This window comes from Brucella sp. GW823-FHT04E01 (assembly GCF_058796175.1).
In genome coordinates, this window is the sequence record NZ_JBXAIK010000002.1 from 518,503 (window position 1) to 532,790 (window position 14,288).

Consider the following 14,288-nt stretch of genomic DNA (forward strand, 5'->3'; position numbering starts at 1 on the left):
AACAGGGGATAAGGACATGATCAAGAGCAAGCTTGCACTTTCCGTTCTCGCCTTGATGGCAGCAAGCCACGCCGCGACGGGACAGGAACTGCCGGAGCGAATTGCGGCAAAGAAAGAAATCGTTATCGCCAATGTCCCGAACTATCCGCCACTCGAATTCAAGGATCCGAAAACGGGTACCTTGACGGGTCTTGATATCGATCTGGGCAATGCCATCGGTGCAAAACTTGGTGTCGCCGTCAAATGGGAAGAGATCAGCTTCGAGCAGTTGGTCAGCGCGCTCAATACCGGGCGTGCAGATATGATCATCTCCGGCATGACAGATATGCCGGGACGCCGGGAAACACTGGATTTCGTTGATTACCTCGCTTCGGGTGCCCAGTTCTACACCACCGCTGACCGGGCGGAACAATACAAAACACCAGCAGATTTCTGCGGCAAGACAGTTGGAGCCAGTCGACGCACTTCATTCCCGAAGGAAATGGAAGCCTGGAGCAAGGAAACTTGTGAAAAGAACGGCAAGCCAGCCCTGAAGATCGTTGGCACGGAAGGGTCGGCCGATGCCCGTACCCAGCTACGCCAGAAACGTCTCGACGCAGCCGTGCAGGGAAGTGAAACGCTCCCATATCTTCTGAATCTGGAGCCGGACACTTACACCATCGTCGGCGAGCCATTCACGACCGTGCATCAGGGGATTGCCATCAGCAAGAAGGACGAGCAACTGCGCGATCTCATTGCCAAGGCGCTCAAGGACATGATTGCCGATGGTTCCTATGACGCTGTTCTCAAGAAATGGGAACTGCAGTCTGCCGGTGTCAAGACGGTCAAGATCAATGAAGAGCCGGTAAAATAGCAGTCGGGATTGTAACCGGCCTGCATAATATCAGCAGCAATAAAATGACAAGGCGGTTCCGCTTCAACGCGGCACCGCCCGGTGAAAATTTGCTAAAATGGCGGAGGTGAAGGTGGAAGATTTAGGTGTTGGGGGACGTTGTCCCGGCTCGCCGAAGTGGCCGTCCGGCAAGCGTTCGGCGGTGGCGCTTGCCTTCGATCTGGATGGTCCGACCGGTGGCGCTATGCTCGATGGCAGCCTGCTCGACAATCTGCGCTACTTTACCGAAGGCTCTTACGGGCCGTGGCGTGCGTTGCCGCGCCTGCTGGATCTGTTGGCCGAATATGATCTGGTTGCCACTTTCTTCACCCCCACATGGGTAGTGGAACAGTGGCCCGAGCGCTGTGAGGCTATCCTGAAAGCCGGTCACGAGATAGCTTATCATGGCCATTACCACGAAGTGTTTATCGACCGGACGCCTGCAGAACAGCTCGCTATCATGCAGCGTTCCGCTCAGGTTTTTGAAAGCCGTCTCGGCATCAAGCCGGTTGGATTTCGCACGCCCTCCGGCGATTGGAGCCCGCATACCGCAACGATCCTCAAGGAATTCGGCGTTCTTTATTCCAGCTCGATGCGAGGCGACGATCGGCCTTATTTCCATTCTGTTCCGGACGGCAAACCGGGATTGGTGGAGATTCCGGGCCGCTGGGATATCGACGACTACACGGCGCTTGCCTATTTCGAAGAGCCTGATTTTCCAACCGGTCAAGACCGCATAGCGGATTTCCGCACTGTGGAAGCTAACTGGCGTGCCGAGTTCGAGGGCTTTCGCCGTGATGGCCTGTGCTGGACGACAATCCTGCATCCAAAAGTCTCGGCAAAACTGGGCAGGCTCAGCATTCTGAAGGGGCTGTTCGAGGCGATCCGCGCTCACGACGATGTCTGGGTCGCGCGCGGTCGAGAGATCGCTCAATGGTGGATAGACCAGAATGCGTCATGCGGTGAAGGAGAAACAAGATGATCCCGACCTTCCTATGGCCGCATGGCAAGCGTTGTGCCGTAGCGGTTACCGTACTGTTCGATGACGGTCTTGACGCCATTGCCCGCGCGCCCGATCTGGCAGAACGGGCCAAGAGTTTTTCTGTCTGGGAATATGGCGCGGCGCGCGGTGTTGATCGCCTGTGCGCGCTTTTCGACAATCTCGGTGTGAAGACCACATGGTTCGTTCCGGGAGAGGTTGCGATGAAGCATCGCGATGCCGTGGCGACTGTGGCCGGAGCCGGTCATGAAATTGCAGCGCGCGGTGTGGCATTCGAGGATTTTTCCATGCTCGGACATGATGCGCAAAAGAATGTTCTTTTGCGTTCTGCTGACATACTCGCTGAGGTGACAGGACGGCGTCCGAACGGCTTCCGCCTGCCGCGAGGTTTGTGGCCGCGCCATTTCGACTTAGTGCTTAAAGAGGCAGGTTTCGACTGGTCAGCTTCGCTCAACGGTGACGACGCGCCTTATGTCCATCCTTCGTCTCTGGTTGAGATTCCGGTTCATGTCGAACTAGAGGATCGGCCTTATTTCCAGTTCAATTTCGCCCCCGCTTTTCCCAAAGGGCTGGGTCGCATCGCCTCCTATGAGGGCGTGCTGCACAACTGGAAGGCGGAATTCGACGCTTACCGCCAATATGGACGCTGTTATGTGCTGCAAGTACGGCCCGAAATGATCGGAACACCGGGACGTATTTTCATCCTCGAACAGCTTCTGCAACACATACTTCAACATGACGATGTATGGCTTGCCACCGGCGGCGAGATTGCCGCTTGGACAGCAGAGCAGGCAGGACCGCTCGAAACCCAGCATCCTCTAAATATCTTCGAACATTATCGTAAGGAACAGGGCCGTGACTGACCATCCGTCCATGACGCTGGCGCGGAATGTCGCGGCTATGCGCTTTGCCGACTTTCCGGCAGCGACGATTCATAAGGCAAAAATCCATATCCTCGATACGCTTGGGGCGGCGATCGCAGGCATTACCTCTCTTGAGGCCCAGACGGTGCTGCAAGCCTTTGGTCTGGTTCATGGCGGTGGAACCTGTCCAGCGTCGGTCTGGGGCACGACGATGATGCTCGACAGCCGCACCGCGAGCTTCGTCAACGGTGTCTCGGCACACGCGTTTGAACTCGATGACAGCGGTGGTTGCGACCATTCGGGCGCTGTCGTGATGCCTGCGGTAATCGCAGCATTGGGCGAGGTTCGCGGCACAGTCACAGGGCAGGATTTTCTGACCGCGGTTCTCGCCGGATACGAAGTCGGGCGGCGAATGTTGGAAGCCAGCGGCGGCTACGAAACCCATAACGAGCTGGGCTGGCATTCGACCGGCACTTGCGGGGCTTTCGCTGCCGCGGCTGCCGCGAGTGTACTTTTCGGTCTGGATGCCGACCGGCACGCCTCGGCGCTGGGTGTCGCCAGTTCATATGCGGGCGGTACGTGGGCGTTCATTCATGATGGTAGCCAGACCAAGAAGCTGCATGCTGGCCGCGCTGCAGAAGGCGGCTTCGTCGCCGCAAAGCTCGCAGCCTCCGGGTTCGATGGTCCGCTTTCGGTACTGGACGCCGCAGGTTGGGGTAATTTCTTTACGACCTTCTGTCGCGGCGAAGCCAGGCCGGATCTGCTCAATGCTGATTTTGGACAGTTCTGGCGTGTCAACCGTTGCTCCATAAAGCCCTATGCAACATGCCGCGGCACCCATTCGGCTATCGATGCTATCGATAAGATTTTGACCGAACGCGGTATTGCACCGCAGGATATCGCTCGTATTGATGTGGCAATGAGCGCGTTTCAGGCAGGCATGTGCGGCGGCAAGATCATCAGCAGCCGCGCTGACGCGCAAATGAGTCTGGCTTATGCCGTTGCTGCGCGGCTCCAATATGGCAAGGTCGGGCTTGATGAGCTTGAACGGGAGGCATGGTCTGCTCCAGCGATAGAGCAGTGGCTTGCACTCACCAATGTCGGAATTGATACCGCAATGGCTGCCAATACAGAACCTGCAATCGCGGTGACGCTGCACGATGGTCGCATGTTCAGCGAAACGGTCGAGTTTCCACTGGGAGGCATGGCCAATCCGATGAGCGACGCTGCGGTCATAGCCAAGTTCGAGACGCTTGCCGGGCGTGTTTTGCCAGGGGAACGTTGCCGCGCGCTTTGTGATTTCGTCATGAACCTCGACATGGCTCCCGATGCTCGACACCTGCCGGTTCTTCTCGCCTTGCCAGCGAAATCCTGACCCCGTCTGCGCCTTTCTCCAGACCAGAGACAAGCCAAATGAATATTCAGTATGCATCCCGTATGGACGGCATCAAGCCGTCGGCTATCCGCAGCTTGAATACAAATCCCGAGATGATTTTCTTCGGTGGGGGATATCCCGATGGGGACGTTTTTCCGTTCGACGCGATCAAGACCGCCTTCGATGCGGCGATAGTAAATTCTGGCCGTGAGGCGCTGCAGTACTCTTTTTCTGTCGGTTTGCCCAAGCTGCGCCAGCAGATCGCGGACCGCATGAAACAGGAACACATCCATTGCACAATGGACAACGTCCTTATCCTGCAGGGCGCACAGCAGGGGCTCGACCTTGTGGCACGTCTGCTGATCGACAAGGGCGATGTCATCATTACTGAGGCCCCGACATTTCTCGGCGCGCTTGGTGCGTTCGCGGCTTGCGAACCGCAATACGAAACCGTTCCGGTGGATGATGACGGCCTCGACACGGACGCTTTGGAAGCCCTTTTGATGTGCCAGCCTCGTGCAAAGCTGCTTTATACAATCCCGGATTATCACAACCCGACTGGCGTCACCATGAGCCTGGAACGGAGAAAGGCCCTGATCCGGCTCGCGAACAAATACGGACTGGTTATTTTGGAGGACTCACCTTATCGCGAGGTGCATTTCGATGCGCCACCGCCGGTCCCGTTGAAAAGTCTGGATGAGGAGGGACGCGTCATTTATCTCGGCAGCTTCTCGAAGATATTATCCCCTGGACTGCGGCTCGGCTGGACTGTCGCTTCCGAAGAGATCATTCATAAACTCACGCTACTCAAGCTTGGCGCCGATACCCAGTGCAGCACCTTGAATATGACCGCAATTTCCAATCTCCTGGAAACCTATGATCTGGAGAAGCACATCGGAACCATCAGGCAATACTATAGGCACAAAAAGGATGTCATGCTTGATGCACTGCGTAACGAACTGCCTCAGGGCATTCGTTTCACCGATCCTGCCGGTGGTCTGTTCACTTGGCTGACGTTCCCTGACGGTTTTGATGCACGAAAGTTTCTGATCGACTGCGCAATCCCGAAATTCGAGGTTGGCTATGTTCCGGGCGACCCGTTTTATGCGAAGGATCCCGAGATCAATCATGCACGGGTCAGCTTTTCCTCGGTACCGCTGGGGAACATCGAACCGGGTATCGCGCGTCTGGGGGAAGCATTGAGGAATTATGCCGCCGGATAGCATAGCATTGCCAGTATATCGAAGGTCAGATAGGAGAAGCGACGAGTTGGGGAAGGTTTTTTGTTTCCCGATTCTAAGTCGTAATTCACGGATTTGCTGAGGGGCTTCATGCCTATTTATGAGCTGGCGGCACTGGGGGCTGCTATCTGCTGGGCGCTCACGGGCCTCATCTCGGCTGGACCTGCTGGCCATTTGGGCGCACTGACCTTCAATCAGGTGCGCCAGATCTTTGTAAGCTGCCTGCTTATTGTCTATGTGATAGCAACCGGAACGTGGCAACAGATCCATTCTGGCAATGCTTTTCCGCTCATCCTGTCTGGCTTGATCGGAATCTTCCTGGGTGACACGATCCTCTTCGTGACCTTGAACCGGCTAGGGCCACGCCGATCCGGAATTCTATTTGCAATGAATGCTCCCATTGCCGCAGTTCTGGGGTGGGTCGTGCTTGGTGAAAAACTCACGACTTCTGTTGTAGCCGGCATTACCCTCACCATTCTGGGTGTTTGTCTGGCGATATTCTTCAACAACCGTCGAACGCAGCTTCATCCTTGGGAGACGGTAAAAGGCTCCCTGATTGTCGGGTTATTGTTCGGTTTGCTTGCCGCACTTGGGCAAGCAGTCGGATCAATCATCGTGCGGCCGGTTATGGCAACCGGTATCGATCCGTTTCTGGCCTCGCTGCTGCGTGTCGGAACGGCGGCCTGCTGCCTCAGCTTCGTCTCGATGTTTCCCGTCGCAGCCTTTCGTCCACGCACCCCCCTGACGTGGCGGGTGACTTGCCTCACAGCGCTCTCAGGCCTTCTGTCGCTTGCTATGGGAATGACGCTGCTGCTCTTTGCCTTGTCGGGTGGGGAAACAGGTGTGGTCTCAACGATTTCCGCGACGACGCCAGTCATCATCCTTCCACTATTGTGGCTGCGAACTGGACAACGTCCCGCAGCCGGAGCTTGGTTAGGGGCCTTGTTCGTGGTCGCTGGCCTGGCGTTCATCATGTATTGATAGTTCAGCCAGATACCGCAAGGTTCCGTCATTTTGACTGGCAATCAGGTGGTTGTGCCGACAGCTCATTATGCCCACTTCAGCACATTTTTTGGCCGTACCGGACTTTCTGCTTCCGGCCCATTCAAGACCGTGTCACCCGTTCGAGATCATCAAAACGGCCGATCATGCGGATGGCGTTATACTCTTTTTAACTGTGAAAGGGCTCATAAAGAGCAGCGCCAGCTTTGAGGGCCGCTAGCTTGAGCCGCTTGTCTCGAGTCCAAAGGGATGTGCGCTGATCAAGTAGGACAGAAGCGAGCAAGTGAGCATCCGTGTAGCCAATACCCATGCTAAAAACGCTATGCCTCTCAATGAGAGTCATAACCTCGTCGTGGGTTGCTACGATAGTCTCACGCTGTGCGCGGAGAAAAGTTAACACAGCGGTCCTGTCGCGTAGGCTGCCCAAAGCAAGTTCGCCAATAACTGCCGGATGGCAAAGCAGAAGATCGTTACCAATAATTTTTACAAGATCGTTATCACCTCGGCGGAAATGATCAATCCAAATGGAAGTATCTGCTAGTATCACTTATTCACTGAGCTCCGACGGCGGGGGGCGGCTTCAGCGTCCGGCATGGTACCTCCAAGAGCGATAAGCCGTTTACCAGTCTCGACGCGCACGAGTGCTTCTAACGCTTGGCGGACCAAAGCGGCTGTCTCCTTTGTGCCCGTCAGGGATCTGGCTTTTTCCAAGAGATTATCATCAAGATTAATGGTTGAACGCATAAAACTACCTCCTGCAGTTGAGTTAACTTATCACCAAATGGTGCTAATTTCAACACTTGGGTTGTCACTCTGATTTACATGCGTGGCTATCGTAAGTTGTTATGAGGAGGCTCGGCATTCTCACACTTCTGACTGGCAATCTAATGGAAGAATTGGCAATCAGACGTGAACGCCTCAGACGCTTTCAACCCGCAAAACCGCTAGGATATTCTATCCAAGAACGGAGTTGATGGCCGCTGCGACTGCTGAATTGCTTATGGGCTTGCGCACGATGGTTACGTCGCGAAGCTTTTCGGGGATGAGCACCCTGTCGCTATAGCCTGTCGTAAAAAGAAAAGGGATTTTCAGCTTTAGAAGCAATTCGGCGATATTTTCCGAAGTACGGTCTCCCAGATTAAAATCGAGAATTGCAAGATTGGGTTTGGAACGTTCAATCATCTCGAATGCCTCAGGCGCACTCGAGGCAAGATGAATATGCTCGGCGCCCAATTTTCGTAAGGTGTTTTCCATATCAAGGGCAATCAGGCTCTGATCTTCGACAACCAGAATCTTCATTCCATTGATGTGGGTTTTCTCGACAATGTCTTTTGGAATATCTGCCGTGATCAACTCGTCGTTTAATTGCGTCACATATACAGATGGAACAGAAAACTGCGCCTGAAGCCCATCCCGGTGGTATTCGATTTTGACTTTTCCCCGGAGGTCGTATTCGAAAGAATTTCTTATCAGCTTGCTACCGAATCCCGTTCGTGACGGCCACGTAACGGATGGCCCATTGGCTTCGTTCCAGAATACTTCGCAATCACCGGATGCTACCAGTTTCCACCTGATTTTCAGGCGTCCATTCGGAACCGAAAGCGCGCCATATTTCGCAGCATTTGTCATCATTTCGTGGAAGACCATGGCGATAACGCCAAATGCTCTTTGATCGAGATGGACCGGTGGACCTTCCAGAGTTATGCGACCGGGTGTGTCAATATAAAGATTGACTTCGGTTTTGAGCAAACTTGCTAGCGAACCGCCGTTTTCGCCGTCCAAAGACTGGTCGTGAGCTGATGCGAGTGCGCGTAATCGCCCTTCAAGCGTTTGAGCGTAGTCAGCAACATTCGCAGCGTTGGCTCCCGTCTGAAGCGCAATCGACTTGACCAGAGAAAGAATGTTCTTAACGCGATGATTGAGTTCGGCGTTCAAAACCCGACGTCGCTGTTCAGTTTTCGCTCTTTCCTGTTCAGACAGTTCATTTTGCCGAAGGATGACGTCGCGTAAGTAAGTGCCAATCGACTGCGCTACTGAGAGATCTGTAGTGGTCCAGGGCGTTGAACGCCCACGAACTTCTTCCCGCCAGGTATAGAAGCTGCCTCTGGGCGTTAATCGGGTACCGAAAGGTGTTTCGACAGTAGTCTTCACCGGCTCTCCCGCCCATTCGATGGCGTGGGCCTCCTCATTGCGGAACAGTACAAGATAATCACTGAACGCCATGGAAAGTGGAATTGCGAGCATGCCTGCAACGCTTCCGGCGTAGTCGGCCAAGTGGGTTCTGATTTCCTGGCTTGCCCAAAGCTCGCGTGGAGATTCATCGCCTGCAACTTTGAGTAGTTGGCGCGTTTGATGTTCGTTGAGCGTATCGCCACGTTGAAGCCACTGCCCGTTCATCAACAATGCAGCCCCGTTGCCTGCAACCAATTCGGGAAACCGGCTGAGTTGTTCCCCCAGACTGTCGCGAATTTCATCACCGATACTCAGTTGCGACACAATAGTGTCGAGCTTGGTTCGTGCGTCTGCTGTGATCTGCAGTGTTTTTCGTCTGTCACAATCGGCTATATGTAGCGAAAAATACTGCCCGAACAGTTCAGCTCCTATGCGCAGAGGAAGAGGGGTGACTTTCTGACTGTCGTGATGACAGGAAATCAGGCCCCATAGTTCACCATCAACAACAATCGAAATCGACAATGACGCGGAGACACCCATATTCTGCAGGTATTGGCAGTGGATCGGGGAAACACTGCGCAACTGCGCAAAGGACATGTCGACAGCAGGTTCGTCTGCTGCAAGTGAGGGACAAAGTGCAACGGGCTGATAGGATGTGTCGGAAATCATCCTGATTGTATTGACAAGATAGAGACGTCGAGCCTGGAGGGGTATATCCGATGCAGGAAAATGCTGTCCCATGAAGCTGCCAAGCGCGGGTGATTTTGCCTCCGCAATGACGCGACCTGCTCCGTTATGGAGAAATTGATAGATCATCACACGGTCGTAACCCAGCATGGCCTTGACGAGGCGCGCGCCCGTTGCAGCGACCCTCTCTACTGTTTCCTCGCGACCAATGCGATGGATGACGCTACGCGTGAGATCAAGTGCCTGCCGGGCACTTTGCCCTCGATCCGCGCAGGGCTCTATTTCGACAAAAGTCTTTCCCAGATGCGTGTGGATCACAGCGTCAAAAAGCGTGGATTTGCCTGGAAAGCGAAGCCCAAGTACCACTGAGGATAAGCCCGGCTCTCTCGCTTTGGCCGCGGCGTTACGGAAATCATGCGCATTTTTCTCGCCAACAATCAAAGAAATGTCGGTGCCAGGGATCAAATCCCCTCGATAGCCCGTTATGCATGGAATATTAGCAGAAGCAAAAAGGAAATTTTGGCCAGACTGATCCATAACGAGCATTGCGCCGTGCGGTTGGATCGAACCAGGAATGTGGATTGGTTCGAGATCACAATTGGTGAGATTAACAGGTTCGGACATATCCATTGCGGCAGAACTTTCCGGACTTAACCGTTCGTGAGCGCACCTTTTGCAGGATTGCTAAACTATCTGAGAGCTGAAAACGGCTAGACGTTGTGACCGCTGACAAACGAAAATATCCGTTGAGATGGTATTATCAACGATGGAGCATGAAAACAAACCCGTCTTTTCAATGGGTTAGGTTAATTGCGTCTAAAAGTAACATAGACCGAAAGGATCGTCCGTCCACTATTGGACACAACGGCCGCGAAAAGAGGAACTCGACTGTATGAATTTAACATCGACCCACGAGATGTCGGGCAATTTGCTTCTGATGATGCTCAATGAGGAAGACCGACAAAAGCTGCTGCCCCATACGGTCTTCTACGAACTTGAGGCGGAGGCTGTTTTGCAGAAGGCCGGAGACGATGTTGTTCACACTTGGTTTCCGTGCGGATCCGCGTTGGCGAGTTTTCAGCGCTGGGTCGACGAAGACAACAGCGCTGTCGAGATTGCGTTGATCGGGAGGGAAGGGGCTGTAGGAGGTATTGTGTCGAACGGCAGTTTACCCGCCTATGCCACTGCCATCGTTCGTAACTCGGGAAGTTTTATCAGGATCAAAACGGCTGCACTCGAACAGTTGAAGCTGGATTCCATCTCGCTTCGGCACTGGTTTGCGCGCTATTCCGATTGCCTGATGGCACAGGTATTTCAAACAGCTGCGTGTAACGCGACCCATACGATAACACAGCGAACCGCCAAATGGCTGCTGTCAGCGGCAGAACGAACTGGCACAGATCAGTTTGAAATGACGCACGATCAGTTGTCGGAAATGCTTGGAGTTGGCAGGACATTTGTAACGCGCATTGTCGGTCAATTGCGCAATGAGGGCATCATTGTCACCAGGCGCGGGTTATTTATCATTAAGGACAAGAGCGCTTTGAAGCGCAAATCGTGCAAGTGCACACAGGAAATCGAAGAGCATTACGATGCAGTAATGCATGGAATTTATTCATAAAGATAATATTTAGTCTTGGCCCGTGTAACGAATTATGGAAAATTTTGCTAATGAATCAACGCACCGTCCTGCAACGTCGTTGGGATTTGAAGGCGGCTACCGCTCCCTACCACGAACGGATTGACAGGCTTGATTCGTTTTATGGTATGTTCATTTCGTTGGACGCCTACAGGAAATATCTGGAAGCCACCTGGCGTAGCAGAGTGGCGTTGGAAACATTGCTGGATGTCAGTGACCTGAGACGAGTATTCTCAGATTGGGACAATCATAAAATTCAATCTGAACTTCAAATGGATTATGCGGATCTGTCGGACGGGGAAGAACCGAAGAAGTCGGAATTGCAGTTCGACGCAGGGGCGCCTGTTGATCTGCCTTCAGCGATTGGTACGCTATACGTGCTTGAAGGTTCCGCTTTGGGGGCAACAGTGCTCATCCACAAGGCGCGATTGCTTGGTCTCGGCGCCGGGTACGGTGCGCGACACCTGGCAAAGCAGGTCGGAAACCTGGCCGGTTGGAAGAAGACTGTTGCTTTGCTTCAAACCATGTCGCTCGACAAAAAAGATGAAGAACGGTGCTTCGAAGCCGCGATTGACAGCTTTCGCACGTTTGAGATCAATTACGAGAAAGCGTTTGGTGAGCCATAAGATCGCGAGCAAAATAGGAGCTTGCTGAGCTGCTATGAATTCACTGAGCTGATGCGTGATTTATTGCTAAAAGGTCAGAGTTCGAGAGTGCTGCTTGCGATGACGCCCTACATTTGAAATCTGGTGTGATCCAGATTAAATCTGTTTGCGTATAATCCTGATGAACACAAAAGTTTCGTTCCTCTCGCAACAGTGGCACATGGAAGCTCAGCATAATTTACAGGTTCTGGCTTCGCTACATCTGAGCGGATGGGGTTTAATACGGATGAATGGACAGACCGCACCTGAAGATCAGCCCTCAATGGAGGAATTGATGCTGGCGGTCAGTTCCCGACGCGACGTGGACGCTTTCGAGGTGATTTTCAAGCATTTCGCACCCCGGGTGAAGACTTATATGGCCAAACTGTCTGCTGATACGCAAACAGCGGAAGAATTAATGCAAGAGACCATGATTGCAGTCTGGAACAAGGCAGATCAGTTCGATGTTGCCAAAGGAGCCTTGTCGACCTGGATTTTCACCATCGCACGAAACCAGCGCATCGATGCAGTGCGACGCGCCCGGCGCCCGGAGTTCGACCCAACCGATCCGGCCTTTGTGCCCGATGCGGAACAGCCCGCTGACTTGAGGATTGCCGAACGGCAATCCGCCAGCCAGTTGCGCGCGGCAATGGCTGACTTGCCGAAGGAGCAATCCACCTTGCTTGAACTCGCTTATTTCGAGGAAAGCACGCATAGCGCCATCGCAAAGAAGCTGAACCTCCCGCTTGGCACGGTTAAATCCCGCCTGCGGCTGGCATTCAACAAATTGCGCGCTGCGCTCGATAATTCGGGAGCGCACTGATGGATATCAAGCATCATCTGAGCGACGAACTCCTTTCAAGCTATGCTGCAGGCACGTTGGCCGAGGGTTGGAGTATCGCGGTCGCCACTCATATTGCGCTCTGCCCGGCCTGCCGTTCAAGGCTCAAGCAGTTTGAACAGATTGGCGGGCAGCTTCTTGACGCGGTTGAGCCACAGAAACTCGAAGCATCCACATGGGATAGTTTCAAGGACAGGTTGCAGAAGACACAGCAATCAATGGAACATTCGGCACCGCGCTTCGAGATAAAGCAGCCTGCCGTGATACCGGAACCGCTGCGATCCTATGTCGGTGGCGATTTGCCGGACCTGAAATGGAAATCGCTTGGCCGGGGTGCCTATCAGGTGCCAATCGAGACAGGCGACAGCGAAACGCAGGTTCGCCTTTTGCGAATTCCAGCGGGGAAGCCGGTGCCAGAACATGGGCATGGCGGTCGCGAACTGACATTGGTGTTGAGCGGTAGTTTCTATGATGGAACCGGGCTTTTTGCGCGCGGTGATATTGAGGAAGCGGATGCTGATCTCGTGCATCAGCCGATTGCCTCACCGGATGGCGATTGCATCTGTCTTGCGGTGACTGACGCACCGCTCAAATTCCAGAGCTGGCTTATGCGGCTCGTGCAGCCATTGATCGGCATCTAAAGAAAAGGCGGCATATTTGCCGCCTTTTTCATTAGTTCAACACGACAATTGCCGCATTCAACGCTGTCGCCAGCGATAGCCATATGAGGTATGGCACGAATAGCAACGCCGAGATGCGATCTGGTTGCCACGCGCGAATGATAAACAAAAGCACGCAAAACCAGACGCCGATGATTACGACAAGCCCCAGCACGGTCATGTGAGCGCCGAAGAAAATAGGCGTCCAGATGAAGTTCAATACCATCTGGCCAAACCACAGTCCGCGCCGCTTCCACCCACGATCGCTTATCCATGTGTGCCAGCCTGCAATGGCAATGAAGATATAAAGTATCGTCCAGATGGGGCCAAAGGCTGCGTTAGGCGGGGTAAACCAAGGCTTTTGAAGCGCTGCATACCATTCGCCCGGCGGGAAACCGATACCGATTGCCATTCCTACAACAATGATGACGAAGACGAAGACGGCCAAAAGACCCCATCTTTGCATATGCTTACTCCAACCTAGCCGCTGCTCCGCGACGTAACCCAATAGCCAATATAGGCTGACGCGGCAGACAGGACAGTGCCCCAGACCACGTCTGCGATTGTCAGGGTCCAAGACCAGTTTTTCAAAGTGGCCTGATTGGTCAGATCATAAGTCGCATAAGCGACGAATCCGAGAAGCGCACCGTGAACGAGCGTGACTGTACCACTACCGGCCAGAAGTCCGGGCTTGACCGCAAAGAAAACCAGTCCAAACACGAAAATCACATAGAAAACGACTGCTGGCGCGAGACGAAAACCTGGCGCAAGCATGTCGCCCATGACAGGGCGGTAAAACACGTTCGCCATGTTGGATAACCACACGGAGTCGATTGCCAGAAATGCAACCGCTGTCACCACATAGGCTATGAGATAATCTTTCATCGATAACTCGCTCTTACTTGATTCGGGTCCAGCCCACATTGCGACACAGGAGGCCAGCCAGAACGCAGCCATTGCTCGTCATGGTATCGCCGTCAACTTTCACGCTGATCTTGTAGGTGAGGTTACGTTGCGGATCGAAAGCTGTGCCAGAATATTGTCCGTTCGCAGTTTCGTTGATGCTCATCACCAGCCGGTCGCCGGTTTTCTCTTTTGGTGTTCCGGGCTTGATCCAGGTATTGGTGGCGCAGATATCCTCGCCGCATTCAGCAATTTTCACTCGCGCATTCCCATCCCCGCGCACCCAGTTGCCGTTGATCTCAGCCGCCTGCGCTGTGAAGGGAAACGACACTGTCATTATGCCAATCGTCAGTATCCATTTCATCGACGCTTCCTCCGTTAGTGGGGGGGT

The 14,288-nt window shown here is 53.7% G+C and carries 16 protein-coding genes; 10 read left to right on the plus strand and 6 right to left on the minus strand.

All coding sequences use genetic code 11. The features are described from left to right. Positions 1 to 16: 16 nt before the first annotated feature. From AC1RHM_RS07780 to AC1RHM_RS07805, 6 genes are all read left to right on the plus strand, one after another. Positions 17 to 853: an ABC transporter substrate-binding protein gene (locus AC1RHM_RS07780; RefSeq protein WP_113464104.1), complete on the plus strand. Its 837-nt coding sequence runs from the start codon at positions 17 to 19 to the stop codon at positions 851 to 853. Between the two features lie 112 nt (positions 854 to 965). Beyond that, a complete protein-coding gene (locus AC1RHM_RS07785; protein ID WP_226622747.1) occupies positions 966 to 1,853 on the plus strand; it encodes a polysaccharide deacetylase family protein in 888 nt (295 codons plus the stop codon). Beyond that, on the plus strand, positions 1,850 to 2,734 hold the full coding sequence (locus AC1RHM_RS07790) for a polysaccharide deacetylase family protein (RefSeq protein WP_151612517.1): 885 nt from the start codon (positions 1,850 to 1,852) through the stop codon (positions 2,732 to 2,734). The genes AC1RHM_RS07785 and AC1RHM_RS07790 overlap by 4 nt, the downstream gene beginning before the upstream one ends. Next, positions 2,727 to 4,109: an MmgE/PrpD family protein gene (locus tag AC1RHM_RS07795; protein WP_226622746.1), complete on the plus strand. Its 1,383-nt coding sequence runs from the start codon at positions 2,727 to 2,729 to the stop codon at positions 4,107 to 4,109. Before AC1RHM_RS07790 ends, AC1RHM_RS07795 begins: the two co-directional genes overlap by 8 nt. 38 nt (positions 4,110 to 4,147) lie before the next feature. Further along, on the plus strand, positions 4,148 to 5,332 hold the full coding sequence (locus AC1RHM_RS07800; RefSeq protein WP_036596251.1) for an aminotransferase-like domain-containing protein: 1,185 nt from the start codon (positions 4,148 to 4,150) through the stop codon (positions 5,330 to 5,332). A gap of 108 nt (positions 5,333 to 5,440) precedes the next feature. Continuing rightward, positions 5,441 to 6,331 (plus strand): DMT family transporter, encoded by an 891-nt coding sequence (locus tag AC1RHM_RS07805; RefSeq protein ID WP_151612519.1) that lies wholly within the window; start codon positions 5,441 to 5,443, stop codon positions 6,329 to 6,331. Positions 6,332 to 6,521: 190 nt separating this feature from the next. On the opposite strand, the gene AC1RHM_RS07810 is transcribed toward AC1RHM_RS07805, so the two are convergent. From AC1RHM_RS07810 to AC1RHM_RS07820, 3 genes are all read right to left on the minus strand, one after another. Continuing rightward, the gene (locus AC1RHM_RS07810) at positions 6,522 to 6,899 is read right to left on the minus strand and encodes a type II toxin-antitoxin system VapC family toxin (RefSeq protein WP_010660356.1); all 378 of its coding nucleotides are present in this window, start codon (positions 6,897 to 6,899) and stop codon (positions 6,522 to 6,524) included. Beyond that, positions 6,896 to 7,096 carry a type II toxin-antitoxin system VapB family antitoxin gene (locus AC1RHM_RS07815; RefSeq protein ID WP_010660355.1) on the minus strand — a complete coding sequence of 67 codons (201 nt, stop codon included), beginning with the start codon at positions 7,094 to 7,096 and terminating at the stop codon, positions 6,896 to 6,898. The genes AC1RHM_RS07810 and AC1RHM_RS07815 overlap by 4 nt, the downstream gene beginning before the upstream one ends. A gap of 210 nt (positions 7,097 to 7,306) precedes the next feature. Further along, the gene (locus AC1RHM_RS07820) at positions 7,307 to 9,841 is read right to left on the minus strand and encodes an HWE histidine kinase domain-containing protein (protein ID WP_010660341.1); all 2,535 of its coding nucleotides are present in this window, start codon (positions 9,839 to 9,841) and stop codon (positions 7,307 to 7,309) included. 307 nt (positions 9,842 to 10,148) lie between these two features. Between AC1RHM_RS07820 and AC1RHM_RS07825 the strand changes: the two genes are divergently transcribed. The 4 genes from AC1RHM_RS07825 to AC1RHM_RS07840 all read left to right on the plus strand — a co-directional run bounded on the left by AC1RHM_RS07825 (position 10,149) and on the right by AC1RHM_RS07840 (position 12,976). Next, a complete protein-coding gene (locus tag AC1RHM_RS07825; RefSeq protein WP_235693250.1) occupies positions 10,149 to 10,832 on the plus strand; it encodes a Crp/Fnr family transcriptional regulator in 684 nt (227 codons plus the stop codon). Positions 10,833 to 10,882: 50 nt separating this feature from the next. Continuing rightward, the gene (locus AC1RHM_RS07830; RefSeq protein ID WP_010660339.1) at positions 10,883 to 11,476 is read left to right on the plus strand and encodes a biliverdin-producing heme oxygenase; all 594 of its coding nucleotides are present in this window, start codon (positions 10,883 to 10,885) and stop codon (positions 11,474 to 11,476) included. Between the two features lie 265 nt (positions 11,477 to 11,741). After that, complete coding sequence (locus AC1RHM_RS07835) at positions 11,742 to 12,317, plus strand: sigma-70 family RNA polymerase sigma factor (RefSeq protein WP_226622780.1); 576 nt, start codon at positions 11,742 to 11,744, stop codon at positions 12,315 to 12,317. Continuing rightward, positions 12,317 to 12,976: a ChrR family anti-sigma-E factor gene (locus AC1RHM_RS07840; protein WP_010660337.1), complete on the plus strand. Its 660-nt coding sequence runs from the start codon at positions 12,317 to 12,319 to the stop codon at positions 12,974 to 12,976. The genes AC1RHM_RS07835 and AC1RHM_RS07840 overlap by 1 nt, the downstream gene beginning before the upstream one ends. A gap of 31 nt (positions 12,977 to 13,007) precedes the next feature. Here AC1RHM_RS07840 and AC1RHM_RS07845 read toward each other — a convergent pair whose 3' ends face one another. Genes AC1RHM_RS07845 through AC1RHM_RS07855 form a run of 3 tightly spaced genes read right to left on the minus strand, consistent with a single transcriptional unit; the run spans position 13,008 to position 14,261 of the window. Further along, positions 13,008 to 13,460, minus strand: coding sequence for a TspO/MBR family protein (locus AC1RHM_RS07845; protein WP_010660336.1), 453 nt, complete (start codon positions 13,458 to 13,460; stop codon positions 13,008 to 13,010). 14 nt (positions 13,461 to 13,474) lie between these two features. Next, entirely contained in the window at positions 13,475 to 13,879 is a 405-nt protein-coding gene (locus AC1RHM_RS07850) for a DUF2177 family protein (RefSeq protein ID WP_010660335.1), read from the minus strand. A gap of 13 nt (positions 13,880 to 13,892) precedes the next feature. Then, the gene (locus AC1RHM_RS07855; RefSeq protein ID WP_029928465.1) at positions 13,893 to 14,261 is read right to left on the minus strand and encodes a DUF2147 domain-containing protein; all 369 of its coding nucleotides are present in this window, start codon (positions 14,259 to 14,261) and stop codon (positions 13,893 to 13,895) included. Between the last annotated feature and the right edge of the window lie 27 nt (positions 14,262 to 14,288).

Bases quoted from the DNA above. Each gene is read 5' to 3' on its own strand.
- AC1RHM_RS07780 (WP_113464104.1), top strand. From the start codon at position 17: ATGATCAAGAGCAAGCTTGCACTTTCCGTTCTCGCCTTGATGGCAGCA.
- AC1RHM_RS07790 (WP_151612517.1), top strand. From the start codon at position 1,850: ATGATCCCGACCTTCCTATGGCCGCATGGCAAGCGTTGTGCCGTAGCG.
- AC1RHM_RS07800 (WP_036596251.1), top strand. From the start codon at position 4,148: ATGAATATTCAGTATGCATCCCGTATGGACGGCATCAAGCCGTCGGCT.
- AC1RHM_RS07805 (WP_151612519.1), top strand. From the start codon at position 5,441: ATGCCTATTTATGAGCTGGCGGCACTGGGGGCTGCTATCTGCTGGGCG.
- AC1RHM_RS07815 (WP_010660355.1), bottom strand. From the start codon at position 7,096: ATGCGTTCAACCATTAATCTTGATGATAATCTCTTGGAAAAAGCCAGA.
- AC1RHM_RS07820 (WP_010660341.1), bottom strand. From the start codon at position 9,841: ATGGATATGTCCGAACCTGTTAATCTCACCAATTGTGATCTCGAACCA.
- AC1RHM_RS07825 (WP_235693250.1), top strand. From the start codon at position 10,149: ATGATGCTCAATGAGGAAGACCGACAAAAGCTGCTGCCCCATACGGTC.
- AC1RHM_RS07830 (WP_010660339.1), top strand. From the start codon at position 10,883: ATGAATCAACGCACCGTCCTGCAACGTCGTTGGGATTTGAAGGCGGCT.
- AC1RHM_RS07835 (WP_226622780.1), top strand. From the start codon at position 11,742: ATGAATGGACAGACCGCACCTGAAGATCAGCCCTCAATGGAGGAATTG.
- AC1RHM_RS07840 (WP_010660337.1), top strand. From the start codon at position 12,317: ATGGATATCAAGCATCATCTGAGCGACGAACTCCTTTCAAGCTATGCT.
- AC1RHM_RS07845 (WP_010660336.1), bottom strand. From the start codon at position 13,460: ATGCAAAGATGGGGTCTTTTGGCCGTCTTCGTCTTCGTCATCATTGTT.
- AC1RHM_RS07850 (WP_010660335.1), bottom strand. From the start codon at position 13,879: ATGAAAGATTATCTCATAGCCTATGTGGTGACAGCGGTTGCATTTCTG.
- AC1RHM_RS07855 (WP_029928465.1), bottom strand. From the start codon at position 14,261: ATGAAATGGATACTGACGATTGGCATAATGACAGTGTCGTTTCCCTTC.